The organism is Neisseria sp., assembly GCF_030523955.1.
Lineage (GTDB): Bacteria > Pseudomonadota > Gammaproteobacteria > Burkholderiales > Neisseriaceae > Neisseria.
In genome coordinates this window covers 14439-40686 of sequence record NZ_JAUNHL010000011.1, presented here as the reverse complement: position 1 = coordinate 40686, position 26248 = coordinate 14439, and the positions used below count along the sequence as shown (strand labels likewise).

Here is a 26248-nt window from a genome sequence, read left to right as displayed (position 1 = left end):
TTTATGAAACTGAAACAAATTACTGCGGCCTTGATGGTATTAGGTCTCTCTCCGTTGGCTTTGGCTGATTTTACCATCCAGGACATCCGCATCGAGGGTCTGCAAACTACTGAACCGGCCACAGTGTTCACTTATCTGCCCGTAAAGGTCGGTGATACTTTTACCGATGATAAGGGGCAGGAAATCATTAAAGAATTATATGCCACCGGCTTCTTTGAAGATGTGCGTGTGGAAACGATGGGTGATCAGGTGTTGTTAACCGTTACCGAACGTCCCACTATCAGTGATGTTAACATCAGCGGTGCCAAAGTATTTGAAGCGGCTACCCTGAAAAAGAATCTGGCCAGCTTTGGTTTGGGTCAATCGCAGCCGTTTAGCCAAGCCAAATTGAATCAGGCGGTGGAGAGCCTGAAAGAAGAATATCGCAATCGCGGTAAAAATTCGGTCGAAGTGACACCTAGTGTAACCAAATTGGCACGTAACCGTGTGGCCATCGATTTGAAAATCGAGGAAGGCAAAACCACCAAAATTACCGATATTAAAATCGAAGGTAATGAGCGTTATTCAGACAGGCGTTTGATCAAACAGATGAGCTTGAGCGAGGGCGGTCTGTTTACTTGGATGACCAAAAGCAATCAGTTTAGCCAAGAAAAATTCAACCAAGATTTGGAGCGGATTACCGAGTTTTATCAGAACAACGGTTATTTTGATTTCCGCATCGTCAATACCGATGTGCAAAATAACGAAGACAAGAGTAAGCAAACCATTACCATTCAGGTACATGAAGGCGAGCGTTATCGTTGGGGTAAAGTTGCCATTGAAGGCGATACCAATGAGGTGCCGAAAGAGAATTTATATAAACTGCTGAAAATGAAAGAAGGCAAGTGGTATGACCGTAGCCTGATGGTGGAAGGCCTGCAAAATATCCAGAACGCCATGGGCAGCGCAGGCTACGCGTTTAGCGAAGTTAATGTGATACCGCAACCGGATGCACAAAATAAAATCGTTAATTTTGTATTGAATATTAACCCTGGCCGCAAGGTTTATGTTAATCAGATCAACATCACGGGCAATAATAAAACCCGCGATGAAGTGATTCGCCGCGAATTACGCCAGATGGAGGCTGCGCCTTACGATACATCTAAGTTGCAACGTTCGAAGGAGCGCGTTGATCTGCTGGGATATTTTGACAATGTTAAATTCGATGCGAAACCTGTCGAAAATTCTCCCGACCAAGTTGATATCGATATGAGCGTGGAAGAAAAATCTACCGGTTCACTGGATTTATCAGCGGGTTGGGTGCAGGGTACCGGCTTGGTATTATCTGCCGGTGTGGCGCAGGATAATTTGTTCGGTACCGGTAAATCGATTTCTGCCCGTATATCACGCAGTGATACCACCCAAAATGCATCTTTGTCGTTTACCGATCCGTATTTCACACCGGATGGCGTGAGCTTGGGATACGATTTATACGGAAGAGTTTACGATCCACGCAAATCTGACGACAGTACCAATGTCCAGCAGTATAAAACCACCAAATACGGTCTTGGTATTCGCGCGGGTATTCCGGTTACTGAATATGACCGTATTAATGTCGGTTTTGCACCTGAGCATCTGAAAGTAAACACCTATGATGGTTCGCCTATGCGTTATCGAGATTTCGTATCAAAATACGGTACTCTGAATAATGCGGATACCGGTGAAGGCTCTTACAGCGGTTGGGTATACAAAGGAACGATAGGCTGGGGCCGTAATAAGACAGATAGTGCCTTGTGGCCGACCCGCGGTTACAGTACGGATGTCAACGCAACCATTGGTTTGCCGGGTAGTGATTTGCAATATTACAGCGTAACTCACAATCAAAAATGGTTCTTCCCGCTGAGCCGCAATCTTACTCTGATGCTGGGTGGCGATATCGGCTATGCCGATGGCTATGGCAAAACCAAAGAGCTGCCGTTCTTTGAAAACTTTTATGGCGGCGGCTTGGGTTCGGTACGCGGTTATGAAAACGGCACTTTAGGCCCGAAAGTCTATGATGATGACGGCGATAAAATCAGCTATGGCGGCAATAAAATGGTATCGGGTACCGCGGAATTGTTGTTCCCCTTCCCGGGTGTAAAAGACAGCCGTACCGTACGGATGAGTTTGTTTGCTGATGCCGGCAGCGTGTGGGATGGTAAAACCTATACTGCCCAAGACAGTGACAACGGCATTAGTGTATACGACGGTGAGCATCGCTCGACGTTCAAAAACGAATTGCGTTATTCGGCGGGTGCTGCGGTTACTTGGCTCTCTCCGTTGGGGCCGATGAAGTTTAGTTATGCTTATCCGATAAACAAAAAATCATCTGACGAAATCCAGCGTTTCCAATTCCAGCTGGGTACAACATTCTAAATCCGATAGTGGAAGCAGAACTCGTCAGTTTGTAGGAAACTGTTTATGAAAACCAATCATTCTTTGATGCGAACCGCTTTGGCGGTTGTGGCTGCTTTAGGCTTGAGTCAGGCAGCATGGGCAGAAGGCGTACAGAAACTCGGTTTTATCGATACGGAACGAGTGTACCGGGAATCTAAGCAGGCGCAGAATATTGAGAAGACTTTGCAGAAAGAGTTTGCCGGAAGGCAAACCAAGCTGCAAAATCTGCACCGCGAGGGAGAAGGGCTAGAGAAACAATTAGCAAACAAAGACATAACTGATGTTCAGCGTCAGGAAGTTTTGCAGAAGTTGGAAGTGTTGGGGCGGCAGTTCAGAACGGAACAGGCTCAATTGGCGGAAGACTTTAATTTGCGCCGCAATGAAGAGTTCGCAGCCTTGCAACAAAATGCCAACAAGGTCATCGTGGGCTTGGCCAAGCGCGAAGGCTATGATCTGATTATTCAAGATGCGGTGTATGTAAATAGTAAGTTTGACATCACCAACGAAGTCATTAAAGCTTTGAATAAATAATTTTTCAGACAGGCATTTATGAATGCGAATGCGGCTTCCGGCTGGCGGTACGTTTCCCTACCTTAGCCTATATGAAGCCGTATTCGATTGATTTTCACAATGGTTCAAATATCCTATCGGCTTGCAGTTGCCTGTAATGCCCTTATATTTTCATTTTATTTCAAAGCACAGTATATATGATGACTTCTTATACTTTGTCTGCTATCACCGCTTTATTGGGCGGCCGCTTTATCGGTAAAGATATCGAGATTAGCGGTGTGCGTCCGCTGGATAGCGCTTCAGCTTCGCACATGAGTTTTTTAGCTAATCCCAAATACCGTGCCGAAGTAACGAGCAGCCAAGCCGGGGCAGTAATTGTTAATGAAAAAACAGCGGAAGAGTTCCCGGGCCGCAATTTGATTGTTGCGGATGACCCGTATCTTTATTTTGCCAAAGTGGCGCGCTTGTTTTCTCCGGTAACGGCTTCGTCGGGTAAGCGTCATCCTACCGCAGTGATTGAACATGATGCGGTGGTGCCGGAAAGTTGCGAAATTGGCGCACATGCCTATATCGGCACCGGCACCGTGCTGGGTCGGGGTTGCCGCATTCTGGCCGGTGCGGTGGTTGAACACGACTGCACCTTGGGCGACGAAGTCGTTATCCACCCCAATGCCGTGATTTACCACGGCTGCACACTGGGACACCGCGTGGAAATCCATTCCGGCGCGGTTATTGGGGCAGACGGCTTCGGCTTGGCTTTTGCCGGCGATTCGTGGTTTAAGATTCCGCAAACCGGCGGCGTTACGCTGGGCGACGATGTGGAAATCGGCTCCAACAGCAATATCGACCGCGGCGCGATGAGCGACACCGTGGTGGGCAACGGTACCAAAATCGACAACCAGGTGCAAATCGGTCACAACTGCAAAATCGGTTCGCACACCGTGATTGCCGCCAAAACCGGCATTTCCGGCAGCGTAACCGTCGGCAGCTACTGCGTTATCGGCGGAGGCGTCGGTACGGTAGGCCACATCGAAATCGCCGATAAAACCACCATCGGCGGCGGCAGCAGCATCACCCACAGCATCAAAGAAAGCGGCCAGCACATTGCCGGCCCGTATCCGATGCAAACCCATAAAGAATGGGCGCGTAACGCCGTCCATGTGCGGCATCTGAGCGAGATGTCCAAACAAATCAAGCAGCTGGAACAAGCTGTTGCCCAACTGAAAAATCAATAAAATTTACCTGGATAGATTGAATTTATGGAAATCAAATTACCCATCGAAGCCCAAGAAATCAAAGATTATCTGCCACACCGCTTCCCGTTTCTATTGTTGGACCGCGTAACAGATGTACAACCGGGCAAAAGCCTCACCGCGTTGAAAAACGTCAGCTACAACGAACCGTTTTTCCAAGGTCATTTCCCCGAATCGCCGGTGATGCCGGGTGTATTGGTGATTGAAGCGATGGCGCAAGCCTGCGGCGTATTGGCGGTTTGTACGCAAGGCGGTAAACGCAAAGAAGGCGAAATCACCTTGTTTGCCGGTTTGGACGAAGTTCGCTTCAAACGCCAAGTGGTACCGGGCGACCAATTGATTTTCCAGGTGGAGTTGCTGGCTCACAAACGCGGCATCGGCAAATTCCGTGCCACAGCTTCCGTAGACGGTCAGTTGGCTGTTGAAGCCGTGATTATGTGCGCCCAGCGTATGGTTTCTTAAGAAACCGCCGCCTTATCCATATGCCTGTCTGAACGTTCGTGTCTGGATCATTTTCAGACAGGCAATCGCATGAAAGATTTGCTATGAGCCTTATCCATCCGACCGCCATCATCGATCCGAAAGCCGAATTGGACAGCAGCGTCAGCGTTGGCCCGTATACCGTTATCGGCCCCAATGTACACATCGGCGCACGTACCGAAATCGGGCCGCATGTGGTGATAGACGGGCATACCACCATAGGCGAAGACAATAAGATTTTCCAGTTTGCTTCATTGGGCGCGATACCGCAGGACAAAAAATACAGCGGTGAGCCGACTAAGCTGATTATCGGTAACGGTAACACCATACGCGAGTTCGTTACGTTCAATTTAGGTACGGTTACCGGTATCGGCGAGACCCGGGTGGGTGACGACAATTGGATAATGGCATATGTGCATCTGGCGCATGACTGCGTAGTCGGGAACCACACTATTTTCGCCAATAATGCTTCGTTGGCCGGCCATGTGACCATCGGAGATTATGTGGTACTGGGTGGTTATACCTTGGTGTTCCAGTTCTGCCAGATTGGCGATTATGCGATGACGGCGTTTGCAGCCGGCGTGCACAAAGATGTGCCGCCGTATGTAATGGCTTCAGGCTACCGCGCCGAACCTGCCGGTTTGAATGCCGAGGGCATGCGCCGCAATGGTTTTTCGCCGGAGCAAATCGCACGCGTAAAAGAAATATACAAATTGATTTACCGCCAAGGGCTGACTTTAGACGAAGCGAAGGAAAAAGTATTGGAAGCAAGTGAGGCGGCGCCCGAATTAGCAGTGTTTAAAGACTTTTTTGAGCATTCCAGCCGCGGAATCATTCGTTGAGTGTAGAGACGCAAATAAAAACGATATGGCGTTGCCTTGCTTGATCTGAAGATAATGCGGATAGCAACGAGGCAAGGCTTTATTGTTTTTTAAATTTAAACCGCTATATATTTGTCGTTTTCTTTGGGTCCGTGTCGCCTCGCTATACCAATAATGGTATGGTATTTTATGATTGGGTTAGAAAAATATTTCATTGAAAATAATATTTTAATGAATTTTCCGGAAAAATATCTGAAAACAGCTTGCACAGGCAAGCGGATTCTGGTTTAATACGACCTTCTTGAAGCACAGGCCAGATAGCTCAGTTGGTAGAGCAACGGATTGAAAATCCGTGTGTCGGCGGTTCGATCCCGCCTCTGGCCACCAAAAACCGCATTTGCGGTTATTTTTTTTGCCTGCCGTTCGGCCGGTTTCTTTTTTCTATAGTGGATTTAATTACTTCGATACCAGACAGTAAGCCGTAGACAGTACACACGTACGGAACCGATTCTGTTGCCGCTTCAGCGGCTTGCCAAGTCGTTCTCTTTGATCTTTGGCGCAACATAGCTTCCGCGAAAGTTGAGTTAATCCGCGATATCATCATTTCCGGATTTCATTGTTGGTTGCGGGCTGATTTTTCTTTTATATAAGATTCTGAAAAAAATAAATTTATTATTATTCATTAACTTTTATGCCGATACTGCTTACGGTACAATGCCGGTTCGATTGATAATTACGAAGTTTCGGTATTTTTCAGACAGGAGTATGTTGTTACATGAGCGATGTGCCCAATTACATAACGCCTGCGGGCTGGCAGGCATTGAAAGACGAGCTTTACCATTTGGTGCATAAAGAGCGGCCGGAAATCGTGCAGGTAGTGAACTGGGCGGCCAGTAACGGCGACCGTAGCGAGAACGGTGATTACCTTTATGGCAAACGGAGGATGCGGGAAATCGACCGGCGTATCCGCTTTTTGACCAAACGGCTGGAAAGTGCGCAGGTTGTGGATCCTGAAGTACGCGAGCATACCGATCAAATTTTTTTTGGCGCTACAGTTACCCTATTGCGCGGCAACGGCGATGAGCAGACGGTACGTATTGTTGGTGTCGATGAGATCGATACGGCGGCAAATAAAGTTTCCTGGATTTCGCCGTTGGCACGAACCTTGATTAAGGCACGCGAGGGCGACGAGGTAGTGTTGCATGGCCCGGAAGGAGCGGAGGAAATAGAGATTCTGGCCGTAGAATATGTGCGTATCGTTTAATTGTTAGCTTGGTGCAACGCTTATGGTTGCCGAAATATAGCGGATTAACTTAACTTAACTTTCGCTACGGCGTTGCTGCGCCTTTTCGTATTACTTGTACTGTCTGCGGTTTGCTGCCTGGTATCGAAGTAATTAAATCCGCTATAGCAGATGCCTGTCTGAAAAGTTTGATAAAGGGTAAAGAAAATCAATTAGTTTAATTTTTCAGTACAACAGCATCGTGTCAGTAAGGTCGGTTTATTATATAATCGCCACAGTTTTGCGGCTTGAAAGCGGCATGGATAATAAGTGATTAATAACAATAAATTTTTCTGATTACAGGTTTGATAAAAATACCTGGAGCGGAACGGAAAACGAATACCTAAAATGAACATTAAAAGACTATTGTTAAAGGTGTTATCGCGCCATGCGGTAGAGCGGCTGCTGGTATATGGCCGCTTGATGCGGGTGGAAAAACCCATTGGGGTACTGCTGCTGTTGTGGCCGACGCTATGGGCGTTGTGGATTGCTGCCGAAGGTCCGCCGTCGTGGGATATTCTGCTGGCTTTTGTGATTGGTACCTTCTTGATGCGCAGTGCCGGTTGTGTGGCCAATGATTTTGCCGACCGTAACTTCGATGGTGCGGTTGAGCGTACTAAAAACCGGCCGTTTGCACGCGGGCAGGTAAGCAAAACCGAAGCGATTCTGCTGATGTTGATTTTGTGTATGCTCTCGGCGCTTTGCCTGTTGCCGCTCAACCGGTTGACTTGGCTGATGAGTTTGCCGGCGCTGTTTTTGGCTTTGAGCTATCCGTTTACCAAACGCTTTTTTCCGTTGCCGCAACTGTATCTGGGCTTGGCCTTTTCTTTCGGCATTCCGATGGCATTCGCAGCGCAGACGGAAGAAGTGCCTTCCATCGCATGGCTGTTGTTTGCCGCCAATGTGTTGTGGACGCTGGCTTACGACACCATTTATGCGATGGCGGATAAAGAAGATGATTTGAAAATAGGCATCAAGACTTCGGCGATTACGTTTGGCAACCATGATATTGCGGCGGTGATGCTGTGCCATTTTTGGTTTAATGTTTTGATGGCGGTGGTGGGCTTCAGTATCAAAGCGGGTGTGCTGTATTGGCTGGCTTTTCCGGCGGTGATGTATTTGCAATGGAAGCAGTATCAGGTGATTAAAACCCGCGACCGTGTGGCTTGTTTCCATGCTTTTTTGGATAATAACTACATCGGCCTGCTTTGGTTCGGTGCGTTGGTGTGTGATTATTATCTGCGCTGGTTGGGGTATGGCTGGGGTGCGCCGTTGCATTGATTTTGTTGCGGTTGATGGTTTAAGAAGTCAACGTCAGCCTGACTAAACAGTATTGAGCTTATCCGATTAAAAATGCCTGTCTGAATATTTTCAGACAGGCATTTTTAATCGGATGGTAAGCCGTGTTATTTGCTGGCGGCGGAAGCTGCCGGTGCTGAAGCTGCTGCTGCTTGGTCTTTTTTGAACCATTTGGCTTCGATTTTGGCATAAGTACCGTCGGCTTTGATGGCAGCTAGGCCTTTATTGATTTTTTCACGCAAATCATCATCGCGGTTTTTGCGCAACGCGAAGCCGTATTCTTCTTTCGGGAATTGCGGATCGACGATGGTATTCAGTTTTACGCCCGGATTGTTGGCAACGAAGTTTTGTACGACGCCGTTATCGCCCACTGTGGCATCCACGCCGCCGCTGAGGAGCTCTTTAAACGCCAAGGGCATGGTTTCGAAGCGTTTGATGTTGGCGCTGTCTTTGCCTTGCAAATCCTGCAAAATCAAATCGGCGGTGGTGCCGTTTTGTACCGAAACGCTGCGTGATTTCAGATCTTTGAACGATTTGACATCGCTGCCTTTTTCGGCGGTAACGATCATTTGAGTCGCTTGGAAATAAGGATCGCTGAAATCGACTTTTTGTTTGCGCTCGTCGGTGATGGTGATGCTGGCGAGAGCAACATCGCTGTCGCCTTTTTCAACGTTGGCGAAAATGCCTTCGAACGGTGTGTTGACGAAGTTAAACTTGATGCCTTCTTTTTCGCCGGCGGCTTTCAGGATATCGTGCGAGAAGCCGACGACTTGGTCGCCTTCCATATATTCGAACGGCGCGTATGAAGCGTCGGTAGCCACGATATAGGTTTTTTCGGCGGCAGCGCTGGCCGGGGCGGCGCTTTGCTGTTCGCCTTTGGAACAAGCGCCCAGTAATAGGACGGAGGTGAGGGCGGCCAGCAGGGCGGTTTTATGCAGCATGATTTTCCTTTAAAAGTAGAGGGATAGTTGAGGTTGGAAATAAAAAGTAAATGGGCAAAATCATAACGGATGCCAAGGCGGATGACAATACGCCGCTTGCAATAAATGCCTGTCTGAAAAGCATAAGTGGCTTTCAGACAGGCATTTTGATAGGCGGAACGGTTTAGAACTTCACCCCTTTGTGCAGGGCGACGATGCCGCCGCTCATGTTGTGGTAATCGACGGCGTCGAAACCGGCGTCGAGCATCATTTGCTTGAGGGTTTCCTGATCAGGATGCATGCGGATCGACTCGGCCAGATATTGGTAGCTTTCGGCATCTTTGGCGATAAATTTGCCCATCAGTGGCAGGAGTTTGAAGGAATAGAGGTCGTATACCGGCGAGAGCGGTTTGTAGACTTTGGAGAATTCCAATACCAATAGGGTGCCGCCGGGTTTCAATACACGGTACATTTCTTTAAGCGCGATTTCTTTGTGGGTCATGTTGCGCAGGCCGAAAGACACGGAAACCAGATTGAAATAATTATCCGGGAAGGGCAGTTTTTCGGCGTCGGCCAGCGATACCGGCAGAATCAGTCCTTCGTTGAGCAGGCGGTCACGGCCGACGGTGAGCATGGAGGAATTGATGTCGGTAAGCCAAACTTCGCCTTGTTTGCCCACCCGTTTGGCCCAGCCGCGCGACAAATCGCCGGTGCCGCCAGCGATGTCCAGCACTTTATCGCCTTTTTTCAAGGGGGCGGTATTGATGGTGAAGTGTTTCCACACGCGGTGCAGACCGCCGGACATCACATCGTTCATGATGTCGTAGTTTTGGGCTACGGAATGGAAGACACCGGCCACTTTGCCGGCTTTTTCATTTTCATCAACGGTTTGGTAGCCGAAATGGGTTTTGTTGTCGCTCATGATGCTGACTTTCTGTTTGAATCGGGGAAACGGCGTGCAGCCACGGCGCCGTTTGGGTCGATATTTAATGTTTGCTGCAACCACCGGATGATGTGCAGGTATGTTTACCGGTGGTTTCGGATTCGGTTGCGGGGAGGCGCGAGGCGCCGGCGGCGGCCAGGCGGCGCAGGTAATCGCTCCACATTGTATCGTATTCATGGGCCAATTGATACAGATAGTCCCAATCGTAAAGGCCGCTGTCATGCCCGTCTGAAAAGCTGATTTTCAGCGCATAATGGCCGATGGGTTCCAAGCCGGTGATGGTGACATTCTGTTTGCCGGTTTGCAACACTTCTTGGCCGGGTGCATGGCCGCGTACTTCGGCACTCGGGGAATAGACGCGCAGAAATTCGGCCGCCAGGTTTTTGGTGCCGCTGCCGTATACGAGCTTCAGTTCGCTTTTGTTTTCGTTTAAACGGATTTCGTCGGGTAGAGGGTGGTTCATCATATTCTTTGCCAAGTTAAAAGGAAATATTGCTTGAGACCTTTGCAAACCCCCCATCTGCGGCGCATTTCTGCGTTGTGTGCTGCTCGCTCGCTTGCCTAACTCTATGTTATGTCTGCGCTCGCTGCGCTGCTACGCCTTGAACTGCATCCACATCTGGGGGTTTTGCAAAGGTCTCTGCTTATTTTTTCCGCAACCAAGAAACGCGCAGGCTGAAAAATGCGCCGAGGGCAATCAGACCGCCCAATACATACAGCAACACGCGCACGATGGTGGTGAGCGTCGGCAACGGAATGCCCAGCGGAACGGTCATCAGCGCAACCAGAATCATAAACACTAACAGCATCAGCGCGATGGAAACAAAGGCATAGCGGGTATTTGAGCGGATGGCAGGGTGGGGTTCGGTTTTCTTCATCAGGCTATTTTATACGGTTTCTGATTTAAAAGCCGCAGGCTTTACCCACCAGTAAAACCAGCGAAATGCTGAAAAAGGAAAAACAGGTGGTGACCAGCATGGCGGCCGCGCCGCGTTGTTCATGGCCGTATTGCATGGCCAGTAGCGGAAACATACTGGCCATCGGTACGCAGGCGAGCAGGGTGCCGGCGAAAATCATGCGATCAGACGCACCGGCAAGCCACAAACCGAGTGCGGCCAGCGTGGGAAACAATAGGGTTTTGCCCACTGCAATACCGATTAAATCCGGCAGTTTGCCTTGTAATTTCAGGCCGGCCAAGCCGCCGCCGATGACAAACAAGGCCACCGGTGCGGCGGCGGTAGAAAGCATGGTGGCGGTTTTATCGATAGCGGCGGGAATCGGTATTTTTAATACGGCAATCAGAATGCTGATGCTGATGGCAATGATAATCGGGTTTTTCGATAGGTTTTTGAGTATGCCGAGCATGTTTTCGCGCCAGCCTTTGCCGTTTTGTTGCGCGGCATCGGCAATGATGAAAAACAGCGGCAAAATCAATACGTTTTCAATCAGGATGTTCATCACCAGATATTGGCCGGCTTCGCCGGTGCCTATGGTCATTGCCAGCAGCGGATAGCCGATAAAACCGGTGTTGGAGAGCGATACGCCCAAGGCGTTCACCGCGGCTTCGCTGCCGGCTTGGCGGTTTTTGTAACGCGACAGCAACCAACCCGCGGCAAACGCCGCCAGTGCGCCGCCGCCGTAACCGGCCACATAAGCCGGGTTAAATACCTTATCCAACGGTTGCCCGGCAATCGAATGGAAAATCAGCGCCGGCAGGCCGATGCGCATTACGAATTTGGCCGTACCCTGCAATTCCGGGTATCGGAACAGACCGATGCGTACCGACAGATAGCCCAGCCCGATTAGAATAAACAGCGGGGCGGTAATATTCAAAACGTCCAGCCACATCGCGGGTTCCTTTTTTTTATAGAAGCATTTTTGTGGCAAATTTTAACAGAAACATTTTCAGACAGGCATTTGCGCGTTATATTGGGTGCTGATTTTCTATTTAAGATCTTTACGATTCAACTTTAAAGGACGAACCATGCAAACTCAAGCGGTTATCGATTATATTGTAAATTGGATGAAGGAATACGCCGAGCGTGCCCGCGTGAAAGGCTTTGTGGTGGGCGTCTCCGGCGGTATTGATTCGGCGGTGGTATCGGTGTTGGCGGCCAAAACCGGCTTGGACGTTTTGCTGCTGGAAATGCCGATTCGACAAAAAGCGGATCAGGTGAACCGTGCGCAGGCGCATATCGCCGATTTGCAAAGCCGTTTTACCAACGTGCGCGGTATGAGCGTGGATTTAACGCCGACTTTCGAACAATTCGAGCAAACGGTTGCCAGCAGCGGCAGCGAAGAAGACGTACGACGGCTGGCACTGGCCAACAGCCGCTCGCGCCTGCGTATGCTGACTTTGTATTACTACGGGCAAACCAACGGCTTGCTGGTAGCGGGCACCGGTAATAAGGTGGAAGACTTCGGCGTGGGCTTCTTTACTAAATACGGTGACGGCGGGGTCGACATCAGCCCGATTGCCGATTTACTGAAAAGCCAGGTTTATACTTTGGCGAAAGAATTGGCGGTTATACAGTCTATCCAAGAAGCCGTGCCGACCGACGGTTTGTGGGACAGCGACCGTACCGACGAGCAGCAGATGGGTGCCAGCTATCCCGAGTTGGAATGGGCGATGAGCGTGGCAGATAGTCACACGCCGGCTGATTTCGAAGGCCGCGAGCGTGAGGTGTTGGAAATTTATCTGCGGCTTAACCGCGCCATGCAGCATAAAATACAGCCGATTCCGGTATGCAAGATTCCGCCTGAATGGTTGGCGTGAGGTTTTTGAAAAAGAAGCTTCTGCGAACCGAAATACGGCTTGGTCTGAGTATCTTGAGCTTTGGCAAACAGAGATACTTGGATCAAGCCCGGGTATGACGAGTCTATTTCTATTGTTAAGGAATGAATATTTAATTATTCCAAGAAGAAAAATCGTTCAGACAGGCATTCTCAATGCCTGAGACCTTTGCAAAAAAACTTTTTAACCCTGAATTTATTGATATCTCGTCATACTCGGGCTTGACCCGAGTATCTTCTTTTTCTTTCAAAACAAAAAGATGCTCGGGTCAAGCCCGAGCATGACGCAAGTGTTTTCAGCTATCGAAAAGAATTTTGCAAAGGTCTCTGCCTGTCTGAACGATTTTTAAATGAATGGTTGTGGGGCGCCAAGATGCCTGTTACACCAATTGTTTCAAACGCTCGTCCGGCGGCAGTAGCAGTTGATAGGCCGGAACGCCGAGCGCGGCGGCAACTTTTTCGATATTGGATAAAGCGATATTCCAACGTTTGCGCTCAATGGCGGAAACATAGGTGCGGTCCAACCCGCATTGACGGGCGAGTTCTTCCTGCGACCAGCCTTTGTTAACGCGGAACAAGCGGATGTTATAGGCGACAATGGCGCGTAAATCGCCGGCATCAGGCAATTCAGCGGGGGCTTGCAGCTTGTTGGACATGGTTTTTCCTTTAAAACGAGGCGTAAGAGGCTGGAATATCAGCCGGCAAAGCGGCGGTTGCAGGCAATAAATTGCTGCTGTTTGGCTTGTGCTGCACCCGAATCAAGCGCTTGAAGGGCTTTGGCAAAGCCTTCTTCCAACGAACCTGCGATATCGCCGGCGTAAATGGCGGCGGCGGCGTTGATGAGGACGATGTCGCGTGCGGCCCCTTTCAACTCGCCGGATAATACGTTGTTCATCATCGAGAGCGACTGGCCGGCGTTGTCGACTTTGATGTCGTTCAAGTCATTGTAAACCGGCAGGCCGAACTGTTCGGGCGAGATATCGTATTCAAGAATACGGCCGCCTTTCAATTCGGCGATGTGGCTCTCGCCGGTGAGGGTGATTTCGTCCAAGCCGTCGCTGCCGTGTACCACCAAAACATGGTTGGAGCCCAGTTGCTGCAAGACGCGGGAGAGGATGCCGCACAAATCGCGGTGGAATACGCCGAGCAGCTGGTTGGGTGCGTCGGCGGGATTGGTGAGCGGGCCGAGTATGTTGAAAATGCTGCGGAATCCGAGCAGGCGGCGTACGGGTGCGACGTAACGCATGGCGCTGTGGTGGTTGGCGGCGAACATAAAGCCGATGCCGGTGTCGTTGATGCTTTGGCCGACTTGTTCGGCATTCAGGGTGTTGGGAATGCCCATTTCTTCCATCACGTCGGCGGCGCCGCTGGAGGAGGAAACCGAACGGCCGCCGTGTTTGGCGACTTTGGCACCTGCGGCGGCGGCGACAAACATGGCGGTGGTGGAGATATTGAAGGTTTTGGCACCATCGCCGCCGGTACCGACGATGTCGACCAAATGGGATGAGTCGGCTACGGGAACCGGCGTGGCAAATTCACGCATCACGCCGGCGGCGGCGCTGATTTCGGAAACGGTTTCGACTTTAATACGCAAGCCGGTGAGGATGGCGGCGATTTGTTCGGGCGCGACCTGGCCGCTCATAATCTGGCGCATCAGGTCGCTCATTTCGTCGTGGAATAATTCGTTGTTGTGAATCAGGCGCTCAATCGCTTGTTGGGGGGTAATCATAATACTTCCTTGGGGCCGTATTAACGGGCTTGGCTGGCAGGTTGGCTTTGATGTTCTTGTAGAAAATTGTTGAGCATGTCGTGGCCGTGTTCGGTGAGCAGGCCTTCGGGGTGGAATTGCACGCCTTCTATCGCCAGTGTTTTGTGGCGCACGCCCATGATTTCGCCATCGTTGGTCCAAGCAGTGATTTCCAGGCAGTCGGGCAGTGTGTCGCGGTTGATGACGAGGCTGTGGTAGCGGGTGCAGGTAACCGGATCGGGTAATTGGCGGAACATGCCTTGGCTCAGATGGTGAACGGGCGAGACTTTGCCGTGCATCAGGGTTTGGGCGCGCACGGTTTGGCCGCCGAATGCTTCGCCTATTGCTTGGTGGCCTAGGCAAATGCCCATAATCGGCAGTTTGCCGGCGAAATGGCGGATGGCGTCGACGGAAATGCCGGCTTCTTTCGGCGTACAGGGGCCGGGGCCGATCACCAGATAATCAGGGGCCAGGGCGGCGATTTTGTCCAGCGTGAAATCGTCGTTGCGGCGTACGACGACTTCTTGGCCAAGTTCGGCGAAATACTGCACGATGTTGTAGGTGAATGAATCGTAGTTGTCTATCATCAAAAGCATGATGCTTCTCTTTCGGGGTATTATGACAAGGCCTGTCTGAAATCGGTTTTCAGACAGGCATTTCGGTTTATCTGACGGAGTTCAAATTGGCGGGATCGTTGATAAAGTGCCAAAGGGCTTCGTCGCTTTTGAACAGTTTGCGGCGCACTACATATACCAGCTCGCGGTTGAGACGGCTGTCGGCGGGGCGGCGGACTACCTGCATGCCGCAATGGTGGGCGGCCATGCGCAATATTTGGTAGGCCAGTTTGGGTTGGTGCAGGCGTTTGATCATCGGCGGATGGCGGCTGATGTAGGCGTTTAGGTCGCGACTACTGTCTTCGTAGCTGTTGCCCCGTTTGTCGATGAATGCGATGGTAAAGGGCATTTTTTTCAAATAATCCGTCATGGTGCGGGCTCCGAAACCGGTTATCCGAATAAGCTCGGGCCGGACTGGCAATATACCGTTATTATGCCTGTCTGAAAAGGGCGGATGGGGTGTTAAGCTGTTTAAGGTAAAACGGGTACCACGGTGGCGCTTAAGGGCAGATGGTCGGAGAGGTACAGCCAAGGCTCTTCGTCGTGCAGGGTGGCCTCCAGCGTGGTGAGGTTGCGGGTGTAGATGCGGTCGAGACTCAGCATCGGCATGCGTGCGGGAAAGGTTTTCGGCCGCTTGCCGTGCCGCTCGATAAACACTTCCTTCATGCCGGGCAGACGGCCGAGACTGACGCAGGATTTGTGCCGCCAGTCGTTAAAGTCGCCGGCCAGTATCAGCGGGCTACGCGGATCGACGTAGGTGGTAATGTATTCGAAGAGGGCGGTGTATTGTTTGGCGCGGTCGGTTTCGCGCAGATTCAGGTGGGCGCACAGGCAAATCAGCGGGTAGGGCCAGTCTTCCGGCTGGATTTCGCAATGTAATACGCCGCGCTTTTCCAGTTTGTTAACGGTAATGTTGAGGTTGTGGCGGGTATGGATGGGCAGGCGGCTGAGGATGGCGTTGCCGTGGTGTTTTTCTTTGAAAACGGCGTTGCGCCCGTAGCTGCTGTAATAATCGAGCTCGTCGCCCAAAATGTCGTAATGCGGCGCTTTGGGAAAATCCAATAATTTTTGCTGGCGTTTCAGGTGTTCACCTTGCACTTCCTGCAAAAACAATACGTCGGGGCGCAAACTATCTAATGCTTGTGCCATCCGACCGACTTGAACCTGACGGTTGAGCGCGGACATGCCTTTGTGCATGTTGTAGGTGGCGATGGTGATCGGTTTGATGTTGGAGAGTAATCGTTGCGGCATGGTGTGTATCTTTTATTAATTATTTGTTTTTCATGGCGGATTAATTTAAATATAGGCCTGTCTGAAAACAAATTCAAGTAAGTGAACCTTTTGACGATACGTCCTAGGAGATTTAAAGGTGTTCGGCCAGCGCCAGAATCGCTTCACGGTTCGACGGTGAAAATACTTTTTGCGCCGCTTCGTTTGCCGGCAGCCAGCAATAGCGGGTGTGTTCGGTCAATATAACGGGTGTATCGGATGCGATTTGTGCCGAGAAAGTGTGTTCGGTGTTTTCGGTAACGCCCGGCGGGTAGCGGTGGCGCCAGTGCGGATAAATTTCGTATACCGTGCTGTGCCGCCAGTCGTTCAGTTGCGACGGATGCAACACGATACCGGTTTCTTCCCGCACTTCGCGCAAAGCGGTTTCAGACAGGCTTTCGCCTTCTTCAATGCTGCCGGTAACCGATTGCCAGAAATCGGTTTTGTCTGCGCGCTCCAAGAGCAAAACCCGGCCGTTGCCATCGTGCAGTATCACCAGTACGGAAACAGGTTGTTTTAAAGGTTTGTCGTTGCCGCTATTCATTCTTCACCCTCCGGATCGATGGATTGAGTGTTGCTTTTTGCTTTGATGCTGGCGCGCAGCATGGCTACGTCGCTCGGTTCAGCCGCTTCGTTGAGAATGCGTACTTCGCGTTGCGGGAAGGGGAATTCGATGTTTTCTTCGTTAAAACGTTTCCAGATGTCGAGCAAAATGGCGGAAAACAGGCCGAGAAAGCCGTTTTCCGGGTCGCTTACCCAGAAGGTCACCCGCAAATTGATACCGTTGTCGGCAAAACCGATCAGAAAGGCGTTGGGGGCCGGCGAGTCTTCTACGCGTTTTTGTTCGGCCGCGCACGATTGCATGATTTCCAGTGCGCGCACGATGTCGGAGCTGTAGGATACTTGAACGTCCAAGCTTTGCGACAAGGCTTTGCCGGTATAGGATTCGTTTACCACCATCGAAGTGATGAAGGTTTCGTTCGGTACCAAAGCCTCGGCGCCCGCTGCACTGCGCAATACCACGAAACGCGAGGTGATTTTGGTAACGTAGCCGGTAAAGTTGTTCACCGTCAACCGGTCGCCGGGGCGGATGGAGCGGTCGCCGAGAATGATGAAGCCGGAAATATAGTTGCTGGCGATTTTCTGTAAGGCAAAACCGATGCCGACACCCAACGCGCCACCGAATACCGATAATACCGTCAGATTAATGCCGACAAGGGGCAGCGCGATCAACACCGATAAAATAATCAATACCGTTTTGATGATGTTGGACAACATAATCCGTAAATTGATGTCCAGATGGTTGTTGGCCATCAATTTGGTTTGTGCGATTTTGGCTACCCACATCGCCAGTACCATAATGATGCCGACCCATAAAATACCGGTGAGGATGGTGTAAAGATTGAGAGACGAAGAGCCGACGGCAAATTGCAGCCCTTTCATCCAATTGATAATGATGCTGTCGATGCCGGATACCCAGAATAGGAAGCAAACCCACAGGACGCCCGACATCGAATGCTCCAACCAATCCACCGCTTTGTTGCGCGGTAGCGCCGAATGAATCACGCCCAGCACCAGCCGGATTAAAATCATCCATTGCGCCGCCAACACCATCAGGCGCAGCCATACCGCACGGTAGCCCAGTTGAGTCCAAGCAATCAGGCAAACCAGTGTAACCAGCAACATCAGTGCCGGCCATAAGATCCGCTGGCCGATATGGCGCAGGGAAGAAAAGCGGGCCGTATAGTCGATGGGATGCCGTTTGATCCATTGTGTCGATAACCAGAAAGTCAGCAGCATAATGCTTGCCGCAATGCCTATTTCGATCCAGCCGATTGGTTGGGTAATACTGCGTTCCAGCAGGTTTGAAGTAAATTCATTGCGTGCGAAAAGATGTTGCAGATATTGCTTGATGCCCTCGCCGGTATGTTGAATCAATGTGTCGCCGATTTGGTCGGCGGTTTCGGCGGCTTTGGCGGTGGTTTCGGTTAAAGAAGTAGACATAATCTTATGGGTTCGTCCATCGTTGGCAGGTGGAAAATGACATACTGCATCGGGCTGATAGGCAGTTTAAGTTTAGCCCGCATTATACCGCAAGCCAGCTATCCGAATAAAACCGCCACTTTATTCATTCACTTTATTACAGACACCAGAGTCAGAGGAAAAAATTTTTCGGATAAAATAAAAGCAGTTTAGTGGCAAGGCTTGATAAAAATTTGCCTTTTCGGGGAGTTGGAAGTAAAATTGTGTGTTTTCATTTTGCAACCTTGCTTTTCGCAACCGCATGGCGAAAGGCTGTTTTTAAAACCGTAAGGAGATAACATGCGTCATTACGAGATCGTGTTTATCGTTCACCCTGATCAAAGCGAGCAAGTGCCTGCTATGGTTGAACGCTACAAAACACTGGTTACCGAAAACAACGGTACCATCCACCGCTTGGAAGATTGGGGCCGCCGCCAATTGGCTTACCCGATCAACAAAATCCATAAAGCACACTATGTTCTGATGAACATCGAAACCACGCCGGCCGTTATCGAAGAATTGGAAACCGCTTTCCGCTTCAACGATGCCGTATTGCGTCACCTGACCATCCAAACCAAGCACGCGGTTACCGAAGCTTCTCCGATGATGAAAGACGAGAAATCGAAAAGCCTGATCGCCGGTCAGCAAGCCGCCGCTACGGAAGAAACAACTGCCGAAGCCTAATTGAACAATCAATTCTCCCTTACCGCAACGCTGGCGCAAACCGGCATATTGCGCTACACCCCCGCCGGAATCCCGGTGTTGGATGTGGTGCTCAAGCACGAATCTTGGCAGATGGAAAACGGCGAGAGCTGTTTGGTCAGATTCGAATTGCCTGCGAGGATCATCGGTAAGGAGGCTTCGCAATGGCAGCATCGGGAAAATACCTTGGTTGAGGTAAGCGGTTTTCTGGCACCGAAAAGCCAGCGCTACCCACGCCCGATACTGCGTATTCAGAACATTCAAGAATATAAAGGTTAAACGACATGGCTCGTCAATCATTCAAACGTAGAAAATTCTGCCGTTTTACGGCTGAAAAAATCCAAGAAGTGGATTACAAACAAGTAGATTTGCTGAAAGATTTCATCACTGAAAACGGCAAAATCATCCCGGCACGCATTACCGGTACCAAAGCGCATTACCAACGCCAATTGGCCGTTGCCGTAAAACGCGCCCGTTTCTTGGCTTTGCTGCCTTACACCGATCAACATAAATAATTCACGGAGATTCATACCATGCAAATTATTCTGTTAGAAAAAATCGGTGGCTTGGGCAATCTGGGCGACATCGTTACCGTGAAAAACGGTTATGCCCGCAATTTTCTGATTCCGACCGGTAAAGCCAAGCGTGCTACCGAAGCGAATAAAGCCGAATTCGAAGCACGCCGTGCCGAATTGGAGGCCAAACAGGCTGAAATTCTGGCCGATGCGCTGGCCCGCAAAGAAAAATTGGACGGCCAAACCGTTACCGTGGCACAAAAAGCCGGTGTGGACGGTCGTCTGTTCGGTTCCGTAACCAATGCCGACATCGCTGCCGCCATCGTGGCTGCCGGTGTAGAAGTCGTCAAATCTAATGTACGTCTGCCGGACGGTCCGTTCAAAGCAGTAGGTGAGTATGAAGTGGAAGTAGCACTGCATACCGATGCCGTGGCCAATATTACCGTAGCGGTGGTACCCGCTGCCGAGTAATCCTGCTATTTGGATACGTTAAAAAACCGCCGCTTTGATTGCGGCGGTTTTTGTATCTGAATAAAGAACGGTTGTATGCCTGTCTGAAAATATGCGGCAGAATAAAGTCGGGTTTTTCAGACAGGCATACAACCGTTGGGATAAAGAAACTGCGTTTGTAAAAGATATTTGTTACACTTGCGCCCAACGCGGTAGTGAGACCGCTTTACCAAACACCGAGGAAACATTATGAAAACACGTATGCTGATTATTGCAGCGGCTTTGATATTGGCCGCTTGTGCCGTTGAGCATGCTCAACAGCCGAAAGATACTGTAGGAACGCCGGTAGAACCGGTGGCTAAAGGCGGTATGCCGCACTTTAACCGCAGTGCCGCCGATAGCGTAGCCACTACTGGTTTTAACGCCAATCCGAATGTACAGGCTTTTATCGATTATCAGGTGAAGCACAACGGCTTCTCTAAAGAAGAATTACGCAGCTTCTTCGATAATGTGGCTTATAAAGGCAATATTATCAACATCATGGATAAGCCGGGCACTTCCAATCCTTGGTATAAGTTCCGTGAAGGCAATGCCGGAGCGGCCAAGATTGCAGGCGGCCAGCGTTTCTACCAGCAAAACCGCCAAGTGATTGACCAAGTGGCGCGCCAGTATGGCGTACCGGCCGAAATCATTGTAGCCATCATCGGTATTGAAACCAATTACGGCCGCAATACCGGCAGTTTCCGTGTGGCCGATGCGTTGGCTACGCTGGCTTTCGAATATCCGCGTCGCAGCGAATTTTTCCAAAAAGAATTGAATGATTTATTGTTGATGAGCCGTGAGGAGCGTGAAGACATATTCGACTTTACCGGCAGTTACGCCGGTGCGATGGGTATGCCGCAGTTTATGCCATCCAGTTATCGTAAGTGGGCTGTGGATTTTGACGGCGACGGCCATCGAGATATTTGGGGCAGTGTGCCTGATGTGGCGGCTTCGGTTGCCAATTACATGAAAGCGCACGGCTGGCAAAGCGGCGGAAAAGTAGTAGTGCCGGTATCTTTGAGCATTACGCCCGAGTTACAGGCGGTAATCGATGAAAAAACGGCATTGAAATATTCTGTTGGCCAGCTGCGCAAAATGGGCGTTACTCCGCTGGAGCCGGTGGCTGATCATGAGCGTGCGATTTTATATCGTTTGGAAACGATGCCGGGCACGTATGAATATTTTATCGGTTTGAATAATTTTTATGCTATTTGGCAATACAATCACAGCCGTATGTATGTAACCGCCGTGCGCGATATTGCCAACGGTGTGGGTACCGGACGCTGGTAAATAATCGGTAAATAATGAAAAAAACAGGCTTCAGCTTATTGCGCAAGCCTGTTTTATTTTGCCGGTTCGTTGTTTTGGAAAATCGGAGATGGTTTATGTTCAGCAAAACAAAACAGAAATATCGCAGTGCTTAACTTGGCCTTTTCAGCATGGTTTTGCCATCGGCAGCTTGGGTGAAACAATGCTAAAATAGCGCGTCGTGCCTTGCAATAAGCTTTCAGACAGGCATATTGCGACGGTACGCTGTTGATATCCTTATGAAGAAAATATATGACTTATCAAGTACTCGCCCGAAAATGGCGCCCAAAAACCTTTGCCGATCTGGTGGGGCAGGAACATGTGGTCAAAGCGCTGAAAAATGCGTTGGATAAAGGCCGCCTGCATCATGCTTATTTATTAACCGGCACCCGCGGAGTGGGTAAGACCACTATCGCGCGGATTTTGGCCAAAAGCCTGAACTGCGAGAATCCTCATAATGGTGAGCCTTGTGGCCAGTGTCGCAGTTGCAGCGAAATCGACAGCGGCCGTTTTGTCGATTTGTTGGAAATCGACGCCGCATCCAACACAGGTATCGATAATATCCGCGAAGTATTGGAAAACGCTCAATACGCGCCGACTGCGGGCAAATACAAAGTCTATATCATCGACGAGGTGCACATGCTCTCCAAGTCGGCCTTTAATGCCATGCTCAAAACGCTGGAAGAGCCGCCGGAGCATGTGAAATTTATTTTGGCGACGACTGACCCGCATAAAGTGCCGGTTACTGTGTTGAGCCGCTGCCTGCAATTTGTATTGCGCAATATGACCGCACAACAGGTGGCCGATCATCTGGCTTATGTATTGACTGCCGAGCAAGTGCCGTATGAGCCGCCCGCGCTGCAACTGCTTGGCCGTGCGGCGATGGGCTCGATGCGAGACGCCTTGAGTTTGTTGGATCAGGCGATTGCGATGGGTTCCGGTACGGTAAGCGAGCCGGACGTGCGCCACATGATAGGTGCGGTGGACAAACATTATTTGTATGAGCTGCTGCAAGGCATCGTTAATCAAGACGGCGAAGCGATGATGCGTACCGCGCAGGATATGGCCGCGCGGGCAGTGGGCTTTGATAATGCATTGAGCGAGTTGGCACTGCTGCTGCAAAAATTGGCGCTTTACCGCGCGGTACAGGGCGCCGTCGTACAGGATGATCCCGAGCACGATACCTTAATGCGGTTTAGCCAGTATCTGGGTGACGAACAAATCCAGCTGTATTATCAGTGCGCGGTACGCGGCCGTCAGGATTTAAGCTTGGCACCGGATGAATATGCAGGCTTTATCATGACTTTGCTGCGTATGCTGGCGTTTGCGCCGGTAGCCGCCAAAGGTCAGCCTATGGATGGTGTGATCGAAGGCACTCAATTACATAACCCCGAGCATCATGCCCGCAGCGAGCCGGTAACAAAGCCGGCGGCTTCGCTTGAAATTCAGATCAACCCACCGGCGCAGGCGGAGCCAGCAGGAGGAGAAATAGCAGATACGCCGCCGTGGGAAGAATTGGCTGAAAACAAGGCGGTAACGGCATCGGCAAGCCTTGAGCCGGAAGATAAACAACCGCTGCAAGAACCGCTTACAACAGCGGAGCAGCAAACCGAAGCGCCGCAAGACACATACAATGGAGTCAATGAGGCCAACTTAGCTGCAACCGAAGCTTTTGCATCCGCAGAAAATGCCAATGAAGCAGATGAGAAGTTGCCGCATACCGAAGATGTGGGCGTGGTATCGGCCCAATGGGAAGAGTATAGTGGTGAGCCTTTGTTCGAACAGCCGGCAGTTGAGACGTTGGACGGTTTTGTCGAACAGTTGCCGGATGAAGAAGATGGTGCTGAAGAGGGCGGGCAAGATCAGCCTCAGTTGCAGATGACCGGCTTTCCGAATGACGAAGATACAGAAGAGCCGGCGGTATTTGCCGATATGCCCGATTTGAATCAGGAAAACTGGCCGGTAATCTGCAAGCAACTGGCATCGCAATTGGGGTCGGCACAAATGCTGACGCTGCACACGGCTTGGGTAGCTTTTGATGAAGCGCAGAGCGAATTAACCGTATCAGTCAGCCCGCAAGCGGCAGGTACGGTAAAAAACCGCGAGAGCCTCGAGAAAATCCGTCAGGTATTGGCAGATGCTTATGTTTTGCCAGCGCTGAAACTGCAAAACCGGGCTTGGCAAGATGATGCAGGCTGGGAAACACCCGCGATGCGCCGCAGCCGTTTGCAGGAGGAAGGTAAGGCTAAAGCACAACAATTGATGGAAGCCGATGCTGCCTGCCGGCAATTAATGGAAGCGTTGGATTGCCGTGAATGGCGTAAGGGCACGGTGGATTTGCTGGAGAATTTGGATAAATAAACCGCATGGGATGGTGAAATAGATGTAGACAAGGCTTGCCGGGGTTCTGATTAATCGGTATACGGCGTATTCTAAAACAAGGGTATGCCTGTCTGAAAGCAATACAAAGCGGGATAAATCCGTTAGAATAGCGCTTTTTAAAATTTAGCCCAACGCCTGTTTTTCAGACAGGCATTGAAACAGGATAAGGAGCAGATTATGTTTGGAAAAGCCGGTTTGGGCGGTTTGATGCAGCAAGCCCAAAAAATGCAGGAAAATATGAAAAAGGCACAAGCCGAGCTGGCGCAAACCGAAGTTAGCGGTGAAGCCGGCAACGGTTTGGTTAAAGTGGTGATGACCTGCAATCATGTGGTAAAAAGCTTGGAAATCAGCCCTGATTTAATTGCCGAAGCGGCGGATGACAAAGAAATGCTGGAAGATTTGGTATTGGCCGCCATTAACGCCGCCAGCGATGCGGCAGAAGCGACTACCAACCAACGTATGGGTGCGTTTACCCAAGGATTGCCGCCCGGTTTTGGTGATTTCTTTAAATAATAATGGAATCTTGTTCAATCGAAAGCTTATGCAAATGACTGGATAAGGATTTTGATAACTCCCGCCCGAATTTGATCTCAAATCAATTTTTGGCGATAAAAAACCCGCAATTGCGGGTTTTTTATCGGATATTAACCTAAGGTCTGCCGACACAACGCAACGGCGTATTTTTAGTCAAGATTCCCTGTCTGCGGCATTAGGTAGCGTAGCGGACTTGCGAAGCTAAAATGCTTGCAAGGTGTTCAACCTTTTTGCACTTTTTGCCTTGCATACGCGGTTTTTGCCTCAAAAAACCGCTTCGCTGGTCAATTGTCTTAAGGTTCCTCTCCCAGTAGCTGTTCTCGGGTCAACAAGAACACGAAGCCGTCGCCGCCACTGGTTTCCAGCCAGACAAAAGGCAGTTCGGGATAAGCAAGTTCCAGTGCATCACGGTTGTGTCCGATTTCTACCAGCAGCACACCTTTGGGGTTTAAGTATTTGGCGGCATGAAGCAGAATCTGTCGGGTAGCGTCCAAACCGTCGAAGCCGCTGCCGAGCGCAAGCTCCGGCTCATGAAGGTATTCCGGCGGCAGTTCGGCCACCGATTCGGCGTCTACATAGGGCGGATTGGAAACGATTAAATCATAAGTGCCTTCCAGCCCTTCGAATAAATCGGTATGGATGAGATTTACCCGTTCTTCCAAACCATAGTTTTCCACATTGATGGCAGCCACTTCCAGTGCATCTAGGCTGATGTCTACCGCATCGATTTCGGCATCCGGATAGTGATAAGCCATTTGCACTGCCAGACAACCGCTGCCGGTGCACAAGTCTAATGCGCGGTGTACCAATTCGTCATATTCAATCCACGGGTGCAACCCTTCTCCCAATAACTCGTAAATAAACGAGCGGGGCACAATCACGCGCTCATCTACATAAAATTCAAAATCACCCTGCCACGCTTGCCCGGTTAAATAGGCGACCGGCAGCCGCTCGGTAACGCGGCGATGGATTTTTGCAAGTAAATCACGACGCTCTGCCGGTAACAATACGGCATCCAGATAAGGGTCGAGGCGGTCTAACGGCAAATTGAGGCTGTGCAAAATCAGATAGGCGGCTTCATCATGCGCATTGTCGCTGCCGTGGCCGAAAAACAGATCGGCACGGTTGAATTCGCTGACGGCAAAGCGCAAAACATCGCGTACGGTACGCAAATAGCTGGCGGCGGGAGAATGATACATGGGGCTCTTTCACGGTAATAAGAATAGAGATCATATATAGTCAATCGACTTACGACCACACTCGTTATGCTTGGGCTTAGCCTGGATATCTCCATTGCTATTTAAGCTTAAGATACTCGCGGTAAGCCCGGTTGCGACGGAATGGTTAACGTTGTGGTTTAACTATAGACTCTGTTCGACAGGAAGAATCCGGCGATTATACTATAAATAAAATGCCTGTCTGAAAGGCTTTCAGACAGGCATAGTTGCTACGATGCATTTAATTCAGGCCGGTGGCGGTTGCTTTGCATTTAGTACTGTCAACATTAGTGGCGCGGGTAGCTGTGCTGTCTGCGCAGATAAACGCGTTGGAGAACAGATCGACACGGGCGCCGAGTGTACGGCTGGAAGCATATTTCGAGCGCGGTGTTAAGGTGAGAACCGGCGCATCATCGCTACCGCCTACGCCGAGTTCATATTTTTCCGCTACATTTTTGCTCAAACTAATTTCGCTGGCGCCGGTTGCCGCAATTCTGGTCCGAATGCCGGATGCTGTAGACAAATCATGCGCGGGGTTGCGCAAACGCTCTTGAGTTAGGATGCTTTGTACTTTCAAAATTTCGGCTTTGGCTTCGGTGGCATCGCCGCGTTCGATGTAACGCTCGTAAGAAGGCAGGGCGATAACGGCCAAAATGGCAACGATGGCGACAACTATCATCATTTCAACCAGCGTAAAGCCGCGTTGGATAATAGGGATGTTTGATTTCAT

At 50.3% G+C, this 26248-nt stretch carries 29 protein-coding genes, 1 tRNA gene and 1 pseudogene; 17 read left to right on the top strand and 14 right to left on the bottom strand.

Annotation, left to right across the window (positions count from 1 at the left end):
- Positions 1–3 precede the first annotated feature (3 nt).
- The 8 genes from bamA (at position 4) to ubiA (ending at position 8042) form a co-directional block, all read left to right on the top strand.
- On the top strand, positions 4–2394 hold the full coding sequence (gene bamA / locus Q4C79_RS03690; RefSeq protein WP_303089682.1) for an outer membrane protein assembly factor BamA: 2391 nt from the start codon (positions 4–6) through the stop codon (positions 2392–2394).
- A gap of 45 nt (positions 2395–2439) precedes the next feature.
- Positions 2440–2946, top strand: coding sequence for an OmpH family outer membrane protein (locus Q4C79_RS03685; RefSeq protein WP_303089681.1), 507 nt, complete (start codon positions 2440–2442; stop codon positions 2944–2946).
- Between the two features lie 179 nt (positions 2947–3125).
- Positions 3126–4160, top strand: coding sequence for a UDP-3-O-(3-hydroxymyristoyl)glucosamine N-acyltransferase (lpxD, locus tag Q4C79_RS03680; RefSeq protein WP_303089697.1), 1035 nt, complete (start codon positions 3126–3128; stop codon positions 4158–4160).
- 24 nt (positions 4161–4184) lie between these two features.
- Positions 4185–4640: a 3-hydroxyacyl-ACP dehydratase FabZ gene (fabZ, locus tag Q4C79_RS03675; protein WP_303089680.1), complete on the top strand. Its 456-nt coding sequence runs from the start codon at positions 4185–4187 to the stop codon at positions 4638–4640.
- A gap of 83 nt (positions 4641–4723) precedes the next feature.
- Positions 4724–5500, top strand: a complete 777-nt coding sequence (lpxA, locus tag Q4C79_RS03670) for an acyl-ACP--UDP-N-acetylglucosamine O-acyltransferase (RefSeq protein ID WP_303089679.1) — start codon at positions 4724–4726, stop codon at positions 5498–5500.
- Between the two features lie 290 nt (positions 5501–5790).
- A tRNA-Phe gene (locus tag Q4C79_RS03665) sits at positions 5791–5866 on the top strand.
- Positions 5867–6254: 388 nt separating this feature from the next.
- Positions 6255–6743 (top strand): transcription elongation factor GreB, encoded by a 489-nt coding sequence (gene greB, locus Q4C79_RS03660; protein ID WP_303089678.1) that lies wholly within the window; start codon positions 6255–6257, stop codon positions 6741–6743.
- A gap of 366 nt (positions 6744–7109) precedes the next feature.
- The gene (gene ubiA, locus Q4C79_RS03655) at positions 7110–8042 is read left to right on the top strand and encodes a 4-hydroxybenzoate octaprenyltransferase (protein WP_303089677.1); all 933 of its coding nucleotides are present in this window, start codon (positions 7110–7112) and stop codon (positions 8040–8042) included.
- A gap of 125 nt (positions 8043–8167) precedes the next feature.
- Here the strand turns inward: ubiA and Q4C79_RS03650 are convergent, their stop codons facing one another.
- The 3 genes from Q4C79_RS03650 to Q4C79_RS03640 form a co-directional block, all read right to left on the bottom strand.
- A complete protein-coding gene (locus tag Q4C79_RS03650; protein ID WP_303089676.1) occupies positions 8168–9001 on the bottom strand; it encodes a basic amino acid ABC transporter substrate-binding protein in 834 nt (277 codons plus the stop codon).
- 163 nt (positions 9002–9164) lie between these two features.
- Positions 9165–9902 (bottom strand): bifunctional demethylmenaquinone methyltransferase/2-methoxy-6-polyprenyl-1,4-benzoquinol methylase UbiE, encoded by a 738-nt coding sequence (ubiE, locus tag Q4C79_RS03645; protein WP_303089675.1) that lies wholly within the window; start codon positions 9900–9902, stop codon positions 9165–9167.
- 64 nt (positions 9903–9966) lie between these two features.
- Positions 9967–10386, bottom strand: a complete 420-nt coding sequence (locus Q4C79_RS03640; RefSeq protein WP_303089696.1) for a DUF971 domain-containing protein — start codon at positions 10384–10386, stop codon at positions 9967–9969.
- A 42-nt stretch (positions 10387–10428) separates the two neighbouring features.
- On the opposite strand from Q4C79_RS03640, the pseudogene Q4C79_RS03635 reads away from it, so the two are divergent.
- Positions 10429–10602 (top strand): annotated as a pseudogene (locus Q4C79_RS03635) (lipoprotein signal peptidase).
- Here the strand turns inward: Q4C79_RS03635 and Q4C79_RS03630 are convergent.
- Together Q4C79_RS03630 and Q4C79_RS03625 are read right to left on the bottom strand one after the other, a co-directional pair.
- Complete coding sequence (locus Q4C79_RS03630; RefSeq protein ID WP_303089674.1) at positions 10568–10801, bottom strand: cytochrome b6; 234 nt, start codon at positions 10799–10801, stop codon at positions 10568–10570. The pseudogene Q4C79_RS03635 and the gene Q4C79_RS03630 overlap by 35 nt on opposite strands.
- Positions 10802–10826: 25 nt before the next feature.
- Entirely contained in the window at positions 10827–11771 is a 945-nt protein-coding gene (locus Q4C79_RS03625; protein ID WP_303089673.1) for an AEC family transporter, read from the bottom strand.
- A gap of 136 nt (positions 11772–11907) precedes the next feature.
- On the opposite strand from Q4C79_RS03625, the gene nadE reads away from it, so the two are divergent.
- Entirely contained in the window at positions 11908–12699 is a 792-nt protein-coding gene (gene nadE / locus Q4C79_RS03620) for an NAD(+) synthase (RefSeq protein ID WP_303089672.1), read from the top strand.
- Positions 12700–13096: 397 nt separating this feature from the next.
- Here nadE and Q4C79_RS03615 read toward each other — a convergent pair whose 3' ends face one another.
- The 7 genes from Q4C79_RS03615 to Q4C79_RS03585 all read right to left on the bottom strand — a co-directional run bounded on the left by Q4C79_RS03615 (position 13097) and on the right by Q4C79_RS03585 (position 18350).
- Positions 13097–13372 (bottom strand): helix-turn-helix domain-containing protein, encoded by a 276-nt coding sequence (locus Q4C79_RS03615; RefSeq protein WP_303089671.1) that lies wholly within the window; start codon positions 13370–13372, stop codon positions 13097–13099.
- 38 nt (positions 13373–13410) lie between these two features.
- Positions 13411–14445 carry an anthranilate phosphoribosyltransferase gene (trpD, locus tag Q4C79_RS03610; RefSeq protein ID WP_303089670.1) on the bottom strand — a complete coding sequence of 345 codons (1035 nt, stop codon included), beginning with the start codon at positions 14443–14445 and terminating at the stop codon, positions 13411–13413.
- Positions 14446–14465: 20 nt separating this feature from the next.
- On the bottom strand, positions 14466–15059 hold the full coding sequence (locus tag Q4C79_RS03605; RefSeq protein WP_303089669.1) for an aminodeoxychorismate/anthranilate synthase component II: 594 nt from the start codon (positions 15057–15059) through the stop codon (positions 14466–14468).
- Between the two features lie 67 nt (positions 15060–15126).
- Positions 15127–15447, bottom strand: coding sequence for a hypothetical protein (locus Q4C79_RS03600; RefSeq protein ID WP_303089668.1), 321 nt, complete (start codon positions 15445–15447; stop codon positions 15127–15129).
- Between the two features lie 101 nt (positions 15448–15548).
- Positions 15549–16328, bottom strand: coding sequence for an endonuclease/exonuclease/phosphatase family protein (locus Q4C79_RS03595; RefSeq protein ID WP_303089667.1), 780 nt, complete (start codon positions 16326–16328; stop codon positions 15549–15551).
- Positions 16329–16440: 112 nt separating this feature from the next.
- On the bottom strand, positions 16441–16890 hold the full coding sequence (gene nudB / locus Q4C79_RS03590; protein ID WP_303089666.1) for a dihydroneopterin triphosphate diphosphatase: 450 nt from the start codon (positions 16888–16890) through the stop codon (positions 16441–16443).
- The gene (locus Q4C79_RS03585) at positions 16887–18350 is read right to left on the bottom strand and encodes a mechanosensitive ion channel family protein (RefSeq protein WP_303089665.1); all 1464 of its coding nucleotides are present in this window, start codon (positions 18348–18350) and stop codon (positions 16887–16889) included. Before Q4C79_RS03585 ends, nudB begins: the two co-directional genes overlap by 4 nt.
- Before the next feature lie 318 nt (positions 18351–18668).
- Here Q4C79_RS03585 and rpsF point away from each other — a divergent pair, with 318 nt between their 5' ends.
- From rpsF to Q4C79_RS03550, 7 genes are all read left to right on the top strand, one after another.
- A complete protein-coding gene (gene rpsF, locus Q4C79_RS03580) occupies positions 18669–19052 on the top strand; it encodes a 30S ribosomal protein S6 (protein ID WP_303089664.1) in 384 nt (127 codons plus the stop codon).
- Positions 19053–19349: a primosomal replication protein N gene (priB, locus tag Q4C79_RS03575; protein WP_303089663.1), complete on the top strand. Its 297-nt coding sequence runs from the start codon at positions 19053–19055 to the stop codon at positions 19347–19349.
- A gap of 5 nt (positions 19350–19354) precedes the next feature.
- Positions 19355–19585 carry a 30S ribosomal protein S18 gene (gene rpsR / locus Q4C79_RS03570; protein WP_274571536.1) on the top strand — a complete coding sequence of 77 codons (231 nt, stop codon included), beginning with the start codon at positions 19355–19357 and terminating at the stop codon, positions 19583–19585.
- 18 nt (positions 19586–19603) lie between these two features.
- Positions 19604–20056 (top strand): 50S ribosomal protein L9, encoded by a 453-nt coding sequence (gene rplI, locus Q4C79_RS03565; RefSeq protein ID WP_303089662.1) that lies wholly within the window; start codon positions 19604–19606, stop codon positions 20054–20056.
- A gap of 228 nt (positions 20057–20284) precedes the next feature.
- A complete protein-coding gene (gene mltB / locus Q4C79_RS03560) occupies positions 20285–21367 on the top strand; it encodes a lytic murein transglycosylase B (RefSeq protein WP_303089661.1) in 1083 nt (360 codons plus the stop codon).
- Between the two features lie 270 nt (positions 21368–21637).
- Positions 21638–23746, top strand: a complete 2109-nt coding sequence (dnaX, locus tag Q4C79_RS03555; RefSeq protein ID WP_303089660.1) for a DNA polymerase III subunit gamma/tau — start codon at positions 21638–21640, stop codon at positions 23744–23746.
- Positions 23747–23944: 198 nt separating this feature from the next.
- The gene (locus Q4C79_RS03550; protein ID WP_303089659.1) at positions 23945–24280 is read left to right on the top strand and encodes a YbaB/EbfC family nucleoid-associated protein; all 336 of its coding nucleotides are present in this window, start codon (positions 23945–23947) and stop codon (positions 24278–24280) included.
- 314 nt (positions 24281–24594) lie between these two features.
- Here Q4C79_RS03550 and prmB read toward each other — a convergent pair whose 3' ends face one another.
- On the bottom strand, positions 24595–25500 hold the full coding sequence (prmB, locus tag Q4C79_RS03545) for a 50S ribosomal protein L3 N(5)-glutamine methyltransferase (RefSeq protein WP_303089658.1): 906 nt from the start codon (positions 25498–25500) through the stop codon (positions 24595–24597).
- A gap of 259 nt (positions 25501–25759) precedes the next feature.
- Positions 25760–26248, bottom strand: a complete 489-nt coding sequence (locus tag Q4C79_RS03540) for a type IV pilin protein (RefSeq protein ID WP_303089657.1) — start codon at positions 26246–26248, stop codon at positions 25760–25762.